We start from the raw sequence: 16,110 nt of genomic DNA, 5'->3' as shown, positions 1-16,110 counted from the left end.
ACCCCTTAATAATTTATTTAATGGTTAATAATATACTGCATTATTATTAACCTGTCAAATTTGTTATAATAGGTTAAAATAACAAGAAGGTGATTTACATGACAACTGAAATAAAGTTTCCACTCATATCAGGCAATATTTCAATGGATCTAGTTAATACTGAAGTTGTTCGACACGGAACCCGACATGATTTATTAACAAATACAGAGCATGTCCTAGCATGGTTTGATACTTTAATGATGGAAAACATCATTTTTAAAGAACAATTTAGACATCTAGAACAGTTGGGGGATAATGCATTCATCCTTTTACAGGAATTGCGTTCATTTCTTCGAGAAGGTTATGAAAATATGGCAGATGGAAAGGAACTTTCCTCTGATTGGATTACACATTTGGAATTACTTATGAAAAAGGCTCCTTTTACTTATCATTTAAAAAACGATATGTTAATTCCTACACCAATGGGAACACCAGAAAATGCGATTGCATCACTAATTGCATTAGATGCATTAAAACTTATCTCTTCAGGTCAATTAAGTTATATACGCCGATGCGCTAATCCAGATTGCGTCTTATTATTTATTGATACACATGGACGGCGCAAATGGTGCTCCATGAAAATATGCGGGAATAGAAGTAAAGTAACTCGTCATCAACGTCAAAAAGCTCAAAAGAAATAATATGTTCTATCTTGTAAATAGAAAAACACGAGAGGGAATAGATGAATTATCCATTCCCTCTCGTGTTAAATGTCGTACGTATTATGATATATAAACCTTATGAACCTCTTTTAAAGTTCTTATCAATTATCTGTGACTGATAAACCAAAGTGTAGATTAGAGTATCCGGTAAATAAATCATGAATTCTATAACTCATATCCCCAAAAGAACTAGGAGATAATATGCTGTATCGCGAATAAAATCAAATTCTTCCTTTGTAATTTTTCTATCTATTATAAACTCTTTGCATGCGTGTCTGGTCTCGATTTCAGTCATAAAATAATTATAAATTTAAAGCTACAAAGCGGGATACTTCATCAATGAGAATTTCACTTTTTTCCCAAGGAACCAAATGTCCTGATGAGATTTCTCGATATTGAGCACCTTTTATTAATGATGCAAGTTCTCTAGCGTTTTCAATGGGAACCATTCGATCGTAGGTTAAGCCAATGACCAAAACAGGTGTGTCGATCCTGTTAAGTAAAGGGCGAATATTGATGCGACTATCCAATTCAGATTGCCGATCCGTTCCTTTGGCTAGCATTTCTGAAAATTGATTTGACATTTGATCCAATTCCTCTAAGCTATTAAACTGATTATAAAAATCCGGACTAAATCCGGTATTCATCAAGAATTGTGCGAAAAGCCTCCGGTCTATATGGAAAAGTTTTTGCCAAAGTGCAAATTGAAATGCTGAAGCTAAATCGCTTTCTACCCAACCAGCTATTAATGTAGCTGATTTTACTCGTTTTGGATACTTGGCTGCAATCGCTGCTGCAATTTCTGCGCCTAGCGAATATCCAACGATATGGAATTCGTTGATACCTTCTTGCAGAACAGCTTGTATGTTTTGTTCAACCAAATCATCTAGTTGCAGGTTCTCTCCACTATCCAACGTCTCACCAGAACCGCTGTAATTAGGAGAAACAATCGTGTATGAACCAGCTAGAGACTTGATCATATCTCCCCAAGTATTTTCATATGTGCCACCTGTTCCGTGTATTAGCAACAACCCAGGTCCATTTCCTTCAACAGAATATGTTACATCAACACTACCCACTCGAACGATTTTTTTCATATTAGCCTCCTTGAAATGCTATATTGTTTACAAATTGAATCATACATAATAAACTCAAAAAAAATAAGTACGCACTTTTTTGTTCAATACTTACCAGAAGGGAAGTTATGCAATGGTAATGAATCAAACAATATATGAAATGAACGGAAAACAATTTCAATGTCCTATCGAGCTTTCCGTTTCAATTTTTTCTGGAAAATGGAAAACTACAATCGTTTGTGAGCTTCTTGAAGGTAAAAAACGATATGGTAAGCTTCATAAGAATATTGTAGGGATTACCCATAAAATGCTTGCTCAACAATTACGCGAACTGGAGGAAGCAGGGATTGTCCATAGGCAAGTATATCCGGCCACTCCACCAAAGGTTGAATATAAGTTGACAGTTCTCGGAGAAGGATTGAGACCAATTGTGGAATATTTGCAGGAATGGGGTAAGCACTTTGAATTCAGTATGTCGACTGAGCCAGAGTCCGCTATTCAGAAAGAATAAGAAGATTAGTAAAGACAGGAAGCATAAAATATACGATAAAAAAAAGCGATAATTCCTTGACGCTGAAATTATCGCTTTTAGATGATGAATGATTTTTGCTCCTAAACATCTTCTTGCGTTCAAGCTCCCTCTCTCTGTATGTCTCACCCAATCATGGCTTTAATGGAGATGCTGTGCCTCCCGAGATATTGTACATTTCGATAACCAGTGTCCTATCGCATCACTTTAATAAGAGCACCAAGTTCCTCATGTCCATATCCAGCATCCAAAGCCTTCTTAAAGAGCCCTTGGGCAAATACCGGAAATTCGTTGTTAATGCCTGCTTCACGAGCTTGTTCCATGAGGAGCTCTACTGATGTCATACACATATTCACAGAACTCTGTGGATTATCGTATGTTTCTGATTGGATCACTTCACTCTCATACTTGATAACATCACCGACAACCTGTGAGACATGAGCGATCATGGTCCCGAAAGCAGACACGCTAAGGTCATCCGATTCAAGGATACGTGCCGCATGAAAAAATCCGAGATATGAACCAAATAAGTATGACAGAAACGCCAATTCTGTCGAAGATGCTGCGCTAACCTGCTCTCCTAGGTAAGGCACATTTCCGGCCAAGCATTTCAAAACCAGCTCGCTCTGTTGAAAAGCTTTAATGGAGCCTGATGTGAAAATTGTAGCCTCCGGTTCGCCCATCTGGGACGGTGAAGCCGCTATGGCTCCATCGAGATATTCCGCATTACGTTCGCGAGCCCATAATTCATTGTCCCGTGCTTGCTGAGGGCTTCCTGTGCTCAACTGGACAAGAACGCGACCCGCGAGGACAGGTCTGACCTCCTCTGTATCCAAAATATCGTATGAAGCCTTATAGTTAGACACGCAAATAATCGATACCGTGCTTGCACTTATAGCAGAAGCTGCACTGGAAGCAAGGATAGCTCCTTCTTTGACGATTGGTTCCGCTTTTGCGCTGGACCGGTTCCATACTGTCACTCGATAGCCATTATGAAGCAAGACGCGAGCCAGTGCTGTGCCCATTGGTCCCAAACCGATTACAGATACATTACTCATATTGTTTCCTCCATATCATAAAGTTCTAAATCAAAGTATCGACCTTTTCAGTTGCAAACGTTCGTTTTCAAAAGGACTCTGCGGTATCGGTAACATAAAAATCTGTTGCTGCCAGCTCTCTTCCATTTATAATTATGGATAGTCGATGTTTGCCCGGATAATGCTTGCGTGTCGTCAAATCCTTGAAATGATGAGCCCGCAAGTATTTCCGCTCCACTTTGTTGAAGTTGTGTTCTGTTACCTTGAATAGCTTTCTAGATGTCGTGCGGTTCGCTTTGACAAAATCTATCGCGTATTCGACCCGTAGCCGCTGGAATCCAGAGGAGTTGGTCCGGATGGAAAAAGAAAAGTTGAGAGTTTGGCCGATTGCCACTGTCTCTTCTTCCAGCGACAAACCACTTACCGTCACATCCGGCGAATTCTCAAACCCAAACAAAGAAAGCACATCTGGATCGCCTTTTCGCAGCAAACTGCGACAACCGTGTTTAACAATCCAATTGGTCTGCAGGTTCTCTCCGTACCAATCTTGAGCGAGTTGTTTAATTTGTTCGGGATGATCCTTAGAAATATCGTTCAGATTATTAGCAACGCTTTTCTGCACATAGACAGATGGATCACTCTTGAGTTTTTCCAGTATTGGAAAAATTGGTAATGGATCAACTTTGAATATTTTTAAAGCCATCGCCCATGGTAATCGGGGACGGCAGCCTTCACTGGCTAACCGTCTGATGTGATGGTCAGAATGGCTTGCCCATTGCAGCATCTGGTCCATCATTTTAACGGGATCTTGCACAATAAACGGACGAACGGCGAACTCCGAACTAGAAAAAGGTGTGAACTGTTCTAGTGCAGGAATGGAGGCTGTCCAATCTTCAAGTCCGTATACTTCCACAAAATCTGGAAAGAACAAGTATTCGACTCCTCTACATTGGGGAGCGATTTGGATCAAGACCGATAATGCGTCTCTATAGGACGCAGGCAGGGTTAATCCCAAAGAGTTGGTTATATGCCGGATACGTTGTTTCAATCTTTCCTGTTCCCAGCTGTCGTCGTAGATCAAATTCAAAAACTTTGTTGAGTCAAATGCTGGATACTTGAGTTTGACGTTATCCATAAATTGGTTGAAAAAATCCAGAGTATATTTACCCGAAAATGTATCTGCCATGTTTCATCTCCTTTCTTGAATGATCGTCTTTCATGCAAATGGACAACGGTAAAGCCCCTGACCTATACAAATTCCCTACATGCTCAGATTAGCTGGGACGAAATGCCGCAGCATAATCTCTCTTGAATCAATCATCGACACAAAAGTTTGGAAAGCTGGAAAAGACTTGAGTTGGTCCATCGCTGTCAATGCTACATCCATATTGGACCAGTATATGATGTCCGTCCATTGGGTTTCATCTGGCGTATGCAGCAAAGTGCGTCCTTTAAACCCAGGTACTTCCGTCTGCAGTGCTTCAGTGAGTGTGACAGCCGCATGACAAAAACGACGCTTATTCGTCTCTTCTCTCAACTTGAACAAAACCATTTCCATCACGTATTGTTGATTCACCTGCTCCATTTTTTAACTCACCTCGTTTTATATTTGAAGATGCCATTTACTATTCTTGATTATGGTCAGTATTCGCCATAAGACAAAAAACGCAACATGACAACGTTCTAGCTATACTAAATTGCATGTTCCCCTCCCCCTTGATGTGTAAGATTGACTTCAAGGTTAAGCATACGGGATAATGGTGACAAGTAATGGCATCATTATTATTAATTAGAGTGTTAAAAGGAGGGAACTATTCATGCACAAAGCACAGCGACTCATTCACCTTATGATGAAGGTCAATGAACGCAAAAAATTTACGATACAGGAGATGGCAGACGAATGCGGCGTTTCACGCCGCACAATGATTCGTGATTTGATGGAGCTGAGCGAATTGGGTGTTCCACTCTATTCCGAGGCAGGGCCTAGGGGCGGTTATCGCGTTCTACGAGAGAAGGTGCTGCCCCCCATCAGCTTTACGGAACATGAGGCAATCGCTTTGTTTTTTGCTTGCCAATCGTTGCGCAATTACAAATCTCTCCCCTTTAAAAATGAAGTGGATACCGCACTGGATAAGTTTTTTCATTACTTGTCGAGTGAGTTAAAGCAAAAGATCGAACGCATGCAACAACGACTTGTATTTTGGATTCCTCCACATGAGATGGAAGTTTCTTTCTTAGAGCAACTACTTGAGGCTGCATTAGAGCAACGCGTTGTCACAATCATGTACGAAGCTTCTTCGCGTCGAGAAAGAATGATCCAACCACTCGGGATATATACAATGAACGGGTTATGGTACTGCCAGGCTTACTGCTTCTTAGCAGAGGATTATCGATTGTTTCGCGTCGATCGTGTGAAAAATTTCTCGCTTGAGGCCGACCAAAGTATGAGATTGAATACAGCAGAGGAGCAGATTCAGACATGGATCATGCGAATGGATGAGAGTGATACATTGGACCTTGAGGTGGAGTTAACGCCGGAGGGTGTACGTCGATGCCGATCAGACTTATGGTTAAGCCGATGGATCAATCTGCGCGAAGACGGTTCAGGTACAGTTTGTACAAAGATGAGCGCATCATATGTACCATGGGCAGTACATTTTTTCCTCGGCTTTGGCATGGAGGCGAACGTGAAACGTCCAGATGTGGTACGCGAACAAATACAAAACAAGCTCCAGGAGCTGATCAAACAATACGAACATTAGAGAATGTGTACTCGAGACCAAAAAAAAGCTGCAGTCCTCTGATGTCAACCTTAAAATGAATTGGTCATCAAGTTAAAACATATATCCCTTTTAAACACTCCATTGGAAGGCCGCGACTCTAAAAAGGAGTTCTTTTCGTTCTTCTATATTAATTTCGTTAATCCAGACACCCATTATTTCAAGGAATCATATTTGTGCAACAATTTATTTTCATTTTAGCAAATGATTCATTTTCAGCAATCTGGTCCTGATTGTTGAAGAAATAATGGGTTCATTTTATAACAGGGGAGCTGCTCTAGACCGCAAAGCAGCATAAAGGATAAGTATTGGATCGGAAGTGCTTGGGCGACCACATTTACATATTTATCTCATGTATCATTTGAATCATCAACAATTGGATTGAAGCTTTTAATCATCAGATAAACAGCCAGAACCAACTCAAATATAGCTGTCGGTGTATTCATAATAAAGTAAATGGGTGTTACTATTTTAATTAAGTCAAACATCAACAGCAATGTTGCTATTAGAGTAAGGATAGAGCCAATCATGCCCCAAACTGATAGCCACTTTGGAATAAGTTTCATTTGAAAAAAGCAAAAATATAGTATTAAACCACCTAAACTCCACGGTAGTATCATTACAATATGATTCATCAAATCTCTACCTACCCTAAGTAATTCCCCCATAGTTTGGAAATAGGATGAACTTGGCTGACCCTCTATTACAAAACGTTCACTTATGAATAATAGTAGCAGAAGAGAAGCTATTCCAATAAAAAGAATGGCTGCTCCAATCATTCTAAATCCGAAATAACCAAGTGCCAATTTTTCATTATATTTCTTAATGATTGGATATAAGAGTACCGCAATACATACATATACAGCGGCCATCATAAATTGACAAAATACAGCAATCAATACTTGCATTTTAATCGATGATAATTTTATAAGGTAATCGGGTTGCTCTAAAGCTGGAACCGATGAGAATATGCCAAAAACTATTCCTAAGATGATGAGTACTCCAAATGTTATGGCTGTTTTTCTATTGGTAGTCATCCTTCAATCCTCCTCATAGTTTTATATCTTATATCACTCAGAAATTTTGTTTTTCCCTTTATATTATATACGTTAGCTGCAGGCAATAGTTTCGTAATTTTCAGAATTTAAAACAACTTATTTCTCATTCATAGTTTTGTTATGCAACATTTTAATGTTATGTGATGAGAGGGTATTCGGACAACATATTCCAATAAAATTTCTTTAAAAACACTTGACTAGAGGGAAGAACAAGGTTGTTATACTTGGATCAGGGTGCATTGCGAGACTCCTGCGGAACAGCGAGCCAGGCTAGACCCAGCAGAAGCAAGGAACGCGCTCCGAGGAGGCTCGCGGAAAGTGAGCAAATCCCCCCATTTTCATTCATGGACACTACCCTCCTTGTTATTATTTTGGATGAAAGAGAAAGTCTCCAAGTCACATCAAAATTATCTGTACGTATAAAACTAATATTAACTCAGCAGGCTAGACTTACTATCGACTTGTATATGAGGATTTACTTTGAGTATTTGTCTTACAAACGCCCCTTTATCTTTTGGAGATATATGAATGGATTCAAACTTATTATAATTGATTTCAATTCTATCTTCTGATAATGCAGGAGCAATAAATGGATTTTTTGTCCGCCTGATCGTCTTTATTGCACAAATATCAATTATTTTTTTATAGGGTCCAAAATGCACTTTTAATGTTGATTGTTGAATTTCATAGCGTGTTCCAAACCATACCCACAATAAATAAATTGCTGGTATTAACAATATTATTGTTGTTATTACTTTATTATTAAGGATTTCAGGTAACATGATTACTCCTATTGGGTCAATGGATAGGATAGGTGGCAAGATGCAAGCTAATATGATTGCCCAAACAACCACAGACATCCAAATGCTTTTTTTCGATGGAAAAACCAATATTATCTCTCCTTTTCTCTATCATTAGGTGCAAAAATACTAAACATGTATTAGTCAAGAAAATTTACCGCCATATATGAGAACTCCAACCCTTATTCCCAATACAAATACCAAAACCATATACCTAAAATTCCGTTTAAATTCATCTAATACGCCAAATAGAGAAAGTAAATGGGAAAGTTCAAATATTGATGCTATCCGAACTATTCCTATCCAGTAGTAAATTGTAATATTTGCTTTCTTTTTTTCGAGTAACCATGACCAACACCCATATCATCAAGTTGATACCAAATTATCTTATTCTTATTTCTTCAGTAATTTCACATTGAAAATTATTAGGAATCCGAACAACAGATTAGTTTCCTGCTCAACTTCAGAAGGATTGATTGTGGGCATAAATAATATACTTATTTAGAAATTTAATCAGAAGGCTGCCTCAATAGGTTATCTCTACCTGGAAGGATCGATGTGGAATTTTTGTAACACAGCTAAATGTAATGAAAACAGAATTCAAGAACAATCAAGAAATTGAGGAGTTTTGAATAAACTTACGGCTTATTATCGCTCAACAAATTCGGTGCAAAATAATGATTAACTCGCCCTTCTTTATCCATTTTTCAATTTAAGATGTTCTTTTTCTTTTAGACATAAAAACACCCCTTTAGATAATCATATCCAAAGGGGCAAAGCTTCACAACGTTTTCTTTATTTCAAATCAACAACACTCTTCTAAAAAGCAAATAATCTACTCCACCGTCACACTCTTCGCCAAGTTCCGCGGCTTATCAACATCACAGCTGCGGTGCAGAGCAGCGTAGTAAGCAATCAGCTGCAACGGGATGACTGAGGCAAGCGGTGCAAGTTCCGGGTGTACTTCTGGAAGTATGAATCTGTCGCCTGCATCTTCTAAGCCTTTCAGTGAAATCACACATGTATTGGCGCCGCGGGCAGCCACTTCTTTGACATTTCCGCGAATGCTCAAGTTGACATGCTCTTGAGTAGCCAATGCAAATACCGGTGTTCCTTCTTCAATTAAGGCGATTGTACCGTGTTTTAATTCACCGCCAGCAAAACCTTCTGCCTGAATGTAAGAAATCTCTTTCAGTTTTAAGGCGCCTTCGACACAGACGAAGTAGTCAAGACCGCGCCCGATGAAGAAAGCATTTCTGGAGACAGCCAGATATTCGCGAGCAATCATTTCTAACTCATCTTTTTGACCGCAAAGGACTTCCATAGCATTTGCGACAATACCAAGTTCATGAACAAGATCAAAACCGATCTCAGCACCATTCCGTTCCGCAGCAACAGATGCTAAGATACCAAGAACTGCAATTTGTGCTGTGTATGCTTTTGTTGATGCAACGGCAATCTCTGGTCCTGCGTAAAGTAACAATGTGTAATCAGCTTCACGAGAAAGTGTTGATCCAGGTACATTTGTAAGTGTCAGTGCTTTGTGGCCGAGTTTTTTCACCTGTACAAGGACAGCCCGGCTGTCTGCTGTTTCACCACTTTGAGAAATAAAGATAAACAGCGGTTTCTGAGATAGCAATGGCATGTTGTAAGAGAATTCACTTGCGACATGGACTTCAGTCGGAACTTTTGCCCATGATTCAATGAATTGTTTGCCAACAAGACCCGCATGATAGCTGGTGCCACACGCAATAATATAAACGCGGTCTGCTTTAGCAACGGCATCTGCAATATCACCTGGTATGGATAATTTGCCATGTTCATCTTGGTATGTTTGAATAATTTTCCGCATCACGAGCGGCTGTTCATCAATTTCTTTTAACATGTAGTGAGGGTATGTGCCTTTTTCAATATCGCTTGCATCTAACTCAGCAATATAAGAGGCACGGGACATGATTTCGCCATCAAAGTTTTTAATCACAACTTTTTTGTCAGTGACGATGACCATCTCTTTGTCCATAAGCTCCACATATTCATTTGTCACTTGAAGCATTGCCATCGCATCTGATGCAACAACATTGAATGTATCTCCAAGACCGACAAGCAATGGGCTTTTATTTTTCGCAACATAGATTGTTTCTTTGTTGTTATTGTCGAACAAGGCAATCGCATAAGAGCCTTTAAGGAGCATCAGCGTTTTTCGGAACGCTGCTTCTGTTCCAAGACCTTCATTGACAAATTGTTCAATCACTTGAACAACAACCTCTGTATCGGTATCACTTTTCAGTTCCACATCTTGTAAATGCTCGCGTGTCAGCTGAACATAATTCTCGATAACACCGTTATGAACAAGTGTAAAACGACCTGATGCACTTTGATGAGGATGAGCATTTAAACGGCTTGGTTCGCCATGAGTTGCCCAGCGTGTGTGTCCAATTCCGGCTTGTGACATCACTGATTCATCAACTGCTGCACGAAGATCGGCAATCCGGCCTTTTTCCTTAAAGACATGGACACCAGCTTCATTCGCAATCGCAATCCCTGCTGAATCATACCCGCGGTACTCTAATTTTTCTAACCCTTTTAATAAAATCTCTTTTGCATCAAGCTGTCCAATATAACCTACAATACCACACATATTTCTCTTCCTCCTGAGTTTGCAGGAAGGAGACGAAGAAGGCCAGCTTTAAGATGGGGACATCTTCGTCCCCTCCTACATGTTTGATGGAAGATCATGTCATTTTCCTTTGTTCAAAGAGTCACCTCTTTGGTTTAAGAAAATCCTTGCGGCTGTGATCTTTAGTGGTCAGCCGGGAGGCATCCGCCGAATATTCGATAACCTCCATCCTCGTCAACTAAGCTTGTTGTCCGTTCAGCTTAGTTCGGGCGCTATCATTATTGATTTAAACCGCTATCCACCTTTCCTCTTAAAATAAAACAAGACAAGCTGATTTTACTACACAGAAAAAGAACCGTCAAACAATTTTTTCAGTTTGAAAATCGATTCTCTTTAACATATGTTCGTTCAGCATGTCTTGTTCATCGATCTTTCTTAAATGGTTAAAACTTATGCTCCCATCTCTGTTTTGACAACCTCAACAATGCGGCTGACATATTCATCGCAAAGTTCTTTCGTTCTTGCTTCAGCCATCACACGAACAAGCGGTTCTGTACCTGATGGGCGCACAAGGATCCGACCGTCACCATTCATGTCTTGTTCGACTTGTTTGATCACTGCTTTCACTTTTTCGTTGTCTGTCACTTTATACTTATCTGTTACTTTAACATTGATCAAAAGTTGCGGGAATTTCTGCATTTCTGCAGCAAGCTCGGATAATGGTTTTCCCGTCATTTTCATTGTATTCAACAGCATAATCGCTGAAAGCAAACCGTCACCTGTTGTATTGTAATCAAGAAAAATTAAGTGTCCTGATTGTTCACCGCCCAAATTATAGCCGTCTCTTTTCATTGCTTCAACAACATAGCGGTCACCGACAGCCGTTTGAACACTTTTTATTCCTTCCGCACCAAGCGCTTTATAAAAACCGAGGTTACTCATAACAGTAGAAACAACCGTATCATCAGTCAAACGTCCTTCATGTTTCAGGTACTTCGCACATATATACATAATTTGATCACCGTCAACGATTTCTCCCTTTTCATCAACAGCAATTAAACGATCTCCATCACCATCAAATGCCAACCCAACCTCTGCTCCTTTTTCTTTTACAAATGCTGAAAGAGCTTCAGGATGTGTTGAGCCAACTCTATCATTGATATTTAATCCATTTGGTGATGTCCCCATTGTTGAAACATCCGCATCAAGATCAGCAAACAGGTGCGTTGCTAGCGGTGAAGTCGCTCCATGTGCACAATCAAGGGCGATATGAATACCTGTGAAATCCTCATCAGCAGTTTGCTTTAAGAATTGCAAATACTTTTGTCCGCCTTCAAAGTAGTCATTCACCATCCCAAGGTCACTTCCAACAGGTCTTGGCAGGTTATCTTCCGCCTGGTCCATCAATTGCTCGATTTCAAGCTCTTGCTCATCAGACAGTTTAAAACCGTCACCACCAAAAAATTTGATTCCGTTGTCTTCAACAGGATTGTGAGACGCTGAAATCATCACGCCCGCTTCCGCATCCATTGCTTTTGTTAAATACGCTACTCCAGGTGTTGAAATAACGCCTAACCGCATGACTTCCGCTCCAATTGACAAGAGACCGGCAACTAAGGCTCCTTCTAGCATATGTCCGGAAATGCGTGTATCACGGCCGATTAATACCTTGGGACGTTTTTTATCCTTTGTAAGGACATAACCACCAAACCTTCCGACTTTAAAGGCCAGTTCCGGTGTAAGTTCACTGTTTGCCACACCTCTCACACCGTCTGTTCCAAAATACTTGCCCATTCATATCGCTCCTTTTTGATTCATGAAGATTGTGAATCTGTTTCAGAATGATCTTGATCTTTTTTTGTGTCATCCTGATCATCTGTGTCACTTTCTTTTTGAGATGTTTTAGAAGAAATTCTCACTTTGACATTTTTCGGCAGTGACCATGTAATATTCTGCGGTCCATTTACTTCAAGTTTAACGCGGTGTACTCCATCATTTAAATCCGCCACATTGACATAAAGTTCTATGTCTGACGACTGAAGTTTGGCTAGTTCAGCCTCAGATCCCTTTGCCGTAATGTCAAGCTTTCCCGTTTTTGGATCGAGAAACTCGAGAGTTCGAGTATCATTCAGTCCTACGGTTTTAATTGCTACGTTTTTTATCGTGTTCTCTTCTTCTTTATCTACTTTGACTTTTACTTTTACTTTTTCAGGTGACACCTTATGAGCACCCTTTGGCACTGGAACATCAACTTCCAATTCAGTGTTATCTTTAATTTTACTTAAATCAATTTTAGCGCCGTCAATAAATTCTAACGAGTCAAGCACGTTTTTGGGACCGTAAACGGTCACTTCTCCCGGACTCGTATCCAAGCTTGAAATGCTAACCCCGCTAGGAAGCTTTCCTTTCCGCTCAAGCTTGAGCGGAACCTTTTTACTTGGACTTGTCACCGGAACAGTGATTTTGACGACAGACGGGGAGACCCCCAGCGGAAGGACATTTCCATCACTATCATAAACGGTCAGTTTTGTTTCTTTTTCAATCGTCTGATCTACACCTTCCAAATTAACCATTGCCTTAATATTTTCAATTCGGTCAATGACAGTTTTTGACCCTGTTACACTGACATTTTTCGGATTGATAATCGGTTGTTCTGGTGTAAAGCCTTCTTTCATTTTATTCTTATTGTAAAACTCAACCTCAACCGGGAATTCCTTCGTTATTTTCTCTTCAATTGTTACGGTTGCTACCGAAGGATTAATCGAAATACTAACCCCCTCAGTAACATTTCTTGCTTTTAATTCCACTTTATGTCTTCCTGTTTTCAAATGTTGCATATCTACATAAATTTCAAAGTCTTTCACTTGCCTTACTTTCTTTACAGTACCCGTCGGTCCTTTGATTGTAACGTTCACACTTTGCGGAACGCCAGTAACAACATAATTTTCATCATCATAATAAGTTTTCACCGGGATGTCAGTCAACGTTACTTCATCTGTAGTGGATATCGGAAAAAGCCAATCCATTGGTTTTTTCGGAGTCGGCACTTGTGCACTATGGACTGCAAAGTAAAGAAGAAAAGCAAATAGTAATGCAACAACTTTAACAGCCCAAGGATTTTTTAAGAACTTATCCATTCTTCTTCCCCCTCCAATACCAGCGAATTGAGGAAGTTTCCCGGGAATTTTTCTTAAATTCCGCTGTGAGCATATCTTTCAAATCCTCTTCCGATAAACCGCGATGAAGGCTACCGTTCTTTGCGACACTGATGCCTCCAGTTTCTTCAGATACAACAATCGTCAAACTGTCTGTCACTTCACTGATCCCTACCGCTGCTCTATGTCTTGTGCCAAGCTCTTTAGAAATAAACGGGCTTTCAGAAAGAGGCAGGTAACAAGCCGCGGCAGCAACTTCATTATGTTTCATAATAACAGCTCCGTCATGAAGCGGTGTATTCGGAATAAAAATGTTAATTAATAGTTCAGAGCTAACCTTTGCATTCAAAGGAATCCCAGTTTCTATATAATCACCCATTCCGGTTTCTCGTTCAATCGTTAAAAGCGCTCCAATCCTCCGTTTTGCCATATAATGCATCGATTTTGTAATGGCATCAATGACCTGCTGCTGTTGTTCCTCTTCAGGGTTTCCGGTACGGGAAAAAAACCTCCCTCGCCCCAGCTGCTCAAGCGCTCTTCTTAGTTCAGGCTGAAAAATAATGATAATCGCCAAAAAACCCCATGTAATAGCCTGATCGACCAGCCATTGTAGCGTGTTTAAGCCGAAATATTGACTGGCCAGCCGGACAAGAACGATGACCACGATTCCCTTTAACAGCTGAACCGCCTTTGTTCCGCGGATAACCATCATTAATTTATATATAACATACCAAACAAGGAGAATATCAACGGCATCGCCGAGGTACTGTAAGAAAGGGATATCCTCAAAAGCCATTTCCTCGTCCTCCAAGATCTCAGTCATGATTTAAATGTATATGTTTAAGTTATATTATTTTATATACAGAACGATTATATCACAATTTGTTTTCCCAAGTGAAACAGCCGCCTTCCGCACGAAAAGAGCAAAGCCCCTATTGTCCACTTTGCTCTTCGTCATTGGAATGATCCAAACCAAAAATCGTCTTTCCAGTTGATTTTACTTTGTACCAGATCCAGTCAAATGCCTCATTTATTTCGTGAATCTGACCTGTAACTTGACCAGCTGAAGCTGTGTATTGTTCCCCATTGACAATGGTTACATCTCCATCGATTTTACCTTTAATAATAAGCTTTCCGTTTTTTACGGTTACATCTCCTTTTACAACTTTGCCTTCAGGTACGGTAACCGTGTTGTTTTCCACAACTAGATTGGAGTTATTTGACACACTGAAGTCTTGGTCACTTTTCCAACTTGAAAGAAAGCTACCTCCCATTAATAAAATGAAAATAGCTGCTGCAACGATAAACGGATGAGTTTTCAGCCATCGATTAATGGAAACCGTCCGTTTTTCCTTTGGCAGATTTGCCAATACGTCCGCCGTAAAGTTTACCGGAGCTGTAAGATGTGACGTGCTTTGCACAAGAGCGATGGATTTTTCCATTTCGTGAAGATGTTTTCTGCAGCCTTCACATGATTGTATGTGCTTTTTTAATCTCGATTCATCTTCCGAAGGAATATCCCCATCAAGATATTTATGGATAAGCTGAACAATGTGCTCCGGACAGCTCATTTCATCACCCCACTTAAAGATCCCTTAATTGTTTTCTGAGAGCCTCTCTTCCTCTGTGTATTCTCGTTTTCACTGTACCTACGGGAATATTTAATATCTCACTGATTTCAACAAGGGAAAGCTCATCAATGTACTTTAATACGATGACAGTCCTGTATTTATCGGGAAGCCTTAAGATTTTTTCCTGAATCGTACTGTGCAGCTCCAAAGAAAGGAGTTCTTCCTCTGGAAGCGCAACATCTGCCGCTACTTGAGAATACATAGTCAGCCCCTCTGTTCCTGCCACTTCTGCATCCAAATAATAATCCGGCTTTTTTTTGCGAATTCGGTCAATCGTTAAATTGGTCGCAATTCGGTAAAGCCATGTTGAAAATTTCCGGTTAATATCAAAGCTATTGATATTAACGTACGCCCGAATAAATGCTTCCTGCGCAATATCTTCCGCCTCATGGGCATTACCGAGCATACGGTAGCAAAGCTGATAAATTTTGTCTTTGTAAATGTCTACGATGTCTGCAAATGCATTACGATCGCCCTTTTTGACTTGTTTAATTCTTTTTTTTATCATCATTTCCATATTTATCTAACCTCTGCCTTCACCGGTCTTTAAACATACGAATTGAAATTTAAAAGGTTTCATTAAATTCATAAAAATAGTTTATCAAAATATTAGAAAGGTGTAGATAGCTAAAAACGGTTTAATCCTTAATATTAGTTTAAATTTATTTATCTCAATGAATATTTCGAAACTGAAACTTTTGATAAACCGATTTCAAACTTTCTATA

At 39.8% G+C, this 16,110-nt stretch carries 15 protein-coding genes; 3 read left to right on the top strand and 12 right to left on the bottom strand.

Annotated elements, in window-relative coordinates; translation table 11 throughout:
• The first annotated feature begins 98 nt into the window (after window positions 1-98).
• Entirely contained in the window at window positions 99-680 is a 582-nt protein-coding gene (locus tag HOO54_RS03355; protein WP_172292562.1) for a CGNR zinc finger domain-containing protein, read from the top strand.
• A gap of 323 nt (window positions 681-1,003) precedes the next feature.
• Here HOO54_RS03355 and HOO54_RS03350 read toward each other — a convergent pair whose 3' ends face one another.
• Window positions 1,004-1,798, bottom strand: a complete 795-nt coding sequence (locus tag HOO54_RS03350; protein WP_172292559.1) for an alpha/beta fold hydrolase — start codon at window positions 1,796-1,798, stop codon at window positions 1,004-1,006.
• Between the two features lie 112 nt (window positions 1,799-1,910).
• Here HOO54_RS03350 and HOO54_RS03345 point away from each other — a divergent pair, with 112 nt between their 5' ends.
• Window positions 1,911-2,288, top strand: a complete 378-nt coding sequence (locus HOO54_RS03345) for a winged helix-turn-helix transcriptional regulator (RefSeq protein WP_253907597.1) — start codon at window positions 1,911-1,913, stop codon at window positions 2,286-2,288.
• Between the two features lie 212 nt (window positions 2,289-2,500).
• Here the strand turns inward: HOO54_RS03345 and HOO54_RS03340 are convergent, their stop codons facing one another.
• The 3 genes from HOO54_RS03340 to HOO54_RS03330 all read right to left on the bottom strand — a co-directional run bounded on the left by HOO54_RS03340 (window position 2,501) and on the right by HOO54_RS03330 (window position 4,928).
• The gene (locus HOO54_RS03340; RefSeq protein WP_172292557.1) at window positions 2,501-3,364 is read right to left on the bottom strand and encodes an NAD(P)-dependent oxidoreductase; all 864 of its coding nucleotides are present in this window, start codon (window positions 3,362-3,364) and stop codon (window positions 2,501-2,503) included.
• A 67-nt stretch (window positions 3,365-3,431) separates the two neighbouring features.
• A complete protein-coding gene (locus tag HOO54_RS03335; protein WP_172292554.1) occupies window positions 3,432-4,529 on the bottom strand; it encodes a DNA alkylation repair protein in 1,098 nt (365 codons plus the stop codon).
• A 75-nt stretch (window positions 4,530-4,604) separates the two neighbouring features.
• Entirely contained in the window at window positions 4,605-4,928 is a 324-nt protein-coding gene (locus HOO54_RS03330; RefSeq protein ID WP_172292551.1) for a hypothetical protein, read from the bottom strand.
• Between the two features lie 232 nt (window positions 4,929-5,160).
• On the opposite strand from HOO54_RS03330, the gene HOO54_RS03325 reads away from it, so the two are divergent.
• Window positions 5,161-6,105 carry a helix-turn-helix transcriptional regulator gene (locus tag HOO54_RS03325; protein WP_172292548.1) on the top strand — a complete coding sequence of 315 codons (945 nt, stop codon included), beginning with the start codon at window positions 5,161-5,163 and terminating at the stop codon, window positions 6,103-6,105.
• A gap of 368 nt (window positions 6,106-6,473) precedes the next feature.
• Here the strand turns inward: HOO54_RS03325 and HOO54_RS03320 are convergent, their stop codons facing one another.
• The 8 genes from HOO54_RS03320 to sigW all read right to left on the bottom strand — a co-directional run bounded on the left by HOO54_RS03320 (window position 6,474) and on the right by sigW (window position 15,901).
• Entirely contained in the window at window positions 6,474-7,160 is a 687-nt protein-coding gene (locus HOO54_RS03320; RefSeq protein WP_172292546.1) for a DUF4386 domain-containing protein, read from the bottom strand.
• Window positions 7,161-7,612: 452 nt separating this feature from the next.
• Window positions 7,613-8,071 carry a PH domain-containing protein gene (locus tag HOO54_RS03315; RefSeq protein WP_172292544.1) on the bottom strand — a complete coding sequence of 153 codons (459 nt, stop codon included), beginning with the start codon at window positions 8,069-8,071 and terminating at the stop codon, window positions 7,613-7,615.
• Window positions 8,072-8,816: 745 nt separating this feature from the next.
• Window positions 8,817-10,619 carry a glutamine--fructose-6-phosphate transaminase (isomerizing) gene (gene glmS, locus HOO54_RS03310; RefSeq protein WP_172291851.1) on the bottom strand — a complete coding sequence of 601 codons (1,803 nt, stop codon included), beginning with the start codon at window positions 10,617-10,619 and terminating at the stop codon, window positions 8,817-8,819.
• A gap of 429 nt (window positions 10,620-11,048) precedes the next feature.
• A complete protein-coding gene (glmM, locus tag HOO54_RS03305) occupies window positions 11,049-12,392 on the bottom strand; it encodes a phosphoglucosamine mutase (protein WP_172291852.1) in 1,344 nt (447 codons plus the stop codon).
• Between the two features lie 20 nt (window positions 12,393-12,412).
• Complete coding sequence (locus HOO54_RS03300) at window positions 12,413-13,735, bottom strand: CdaR family protein (RefSeq protein ID WP_172291853.1); 1,323 nt, start codon at window positions 13,733-13,735, stop codon at window positions 12,413-12,415.
• Entirely contained in the window at window positions 13,728-14,549 is an 822-nt protein-coding gene (gene cdaA / locus HOO54_RS03295) for a diadenylate cyclase CdaA (RefSeq protein WP_172291854.1), read from the bottom strand. Before cdaA ends, HOO54_RS03300 begins: the two co-directional genes overlap by 8 nt.
• Before the next feature lie 136 nt (window positions 14,550-14,685).
• The gene (gene rsiW, locus HOO54_RS03290; RefSeq protein WP_172291856.1) at window positions 14,686-15,324 is read right to left on the bottom strand and encodes an anti-sigma-W factor RsiW; all 639 of its coding nucleotides are present in this window, start codon (window positions 15,322-15,324) and stop codon (window positions 14,686-14,688) included.
• A gap of 13 nt (window positions 15,325-15,337) precedes the next feature.
• Window positions 15,338-15,901 (bottom strand): RNA polymerase sigma factor SigW, encoded by a 564-nt coding sequence (gene sigW / locus HOO54_RS03285; RefSeq protein ID WP_172291858.1) that lies wholly within the window; start codon window positions 15,899-15,901, stop codon window positions 15,338-15,340.
• Window positions 15,902-16,110: the final 209 nt, after the last annotated feature.

The organism is Bacillus sp. WMMC1349 (genome assembly GCF_013155385.1).
Taxonomy (GTDB): domain Bacteria; phylum Bacillota; class Bacilli; order Bacillales; family Bacillaceae; genus Bacillus.
The sequence above is the reverse complement of the archived record's forward strand: the minus strand, read 5'-3'. Positions and strand labels throughout refer to the sequence as shown.

Bases quoted from the DNA above. Each gene is read 5' to 3' on its own strand.
- HOO54_RS03300 (WP_172291853.1), bottom strand. From the start codon at position 13,735: ATGGATAAGTTCTTAAAAAATCCTTGGGCTGTTAAAGTTGTTGCATTA.
- HOO54_RS03355 (WP_172292562.1), top strand. From the start codon at position 99: ATGACAACTGAAATAAAGTTTCCACTCATATCAGGCAATATTTCAATG.
- HOO54_RS03350 (WP_172292559.1), bottom strand. From the start codon at position 1,798: ATGAAAAAAATCGTTCGAGTGGGTAGTGTTGATGTAACATATTCTGTT.
- glmS (WP_172291851.1), bottom strand. From the start codon at position 10,619: ATGTGTGGTATTGTAGGTTATATTGGACAGCTTGATGCAAAAGAGATT.
- sigW (WP_172291858.1), bottom strand. From the start codon at position 15,901: ATGGAAATGATGATAAAAAAAAGAATTAAACAAGTCAAAAAGGGCGAT.
- glmM (WP_172291852.1), bottom strand. From the start codon at position 12,392: ATGGGCAAGTATTTTGGAACAGACGGTGTGAGAGGTGTGGCAAACAGT.
- HOO54_RS03330 (WP_172292551.1), bottom strand. From the start codon at position 4,928: ATGGAGCAGGTGAATCAACAATACGTGATGGAAATGGTTTTGTTCAAG.
- HOO54_RS03340 (WP_172292557.1), bottom strand. From the start codon at position 3,364: ATGAGTAATGTATCTGTAATCGGTTTGGGACCAATGGGCACAGCACTG.
- cdaA (WP_172291854.1), bottom strand. From the start codon at position 14,549: ATGGCTTTTGAGGATATCCCTTTCTTACAGTACCTCGGCGATGCCGTT.
- HOO54_RS03345 (WP_253907597.1), top strand. From the start codon at position 1,911: ATGGTAATGAATCAAACAATATATGAAATGAACGGAAAACAATTTCAA.
- HOO54_RS03335 (WP_172292554.1), bottom strand. From the start codon at position 4,529: ATGGCAGATACATTTTCGGGTAAATATACTCTGGATTTTTTCAACCAA.
- HOO54_RS03325 (WP_172292548.1), top strand. From the start codon at position 5,161: ATGCACAAAGCACAGCGACTCATTCACCTTATGATGAAGGTCAATGAA.
- HOO54_RS03320 (WP_172292546.1), bottom strand. From the start codon at position 7,160: ATGACTACCAATAGAAAAACAGCCATAACATTTGGAGTACTCATCATC.
- rsiW (WP_172291856.1), bottom strand. From the start codon at position 15,324: ATGAGCTGTCCGGAGCACATTGTTCAGCTTATCCATAAATATCTTGAT.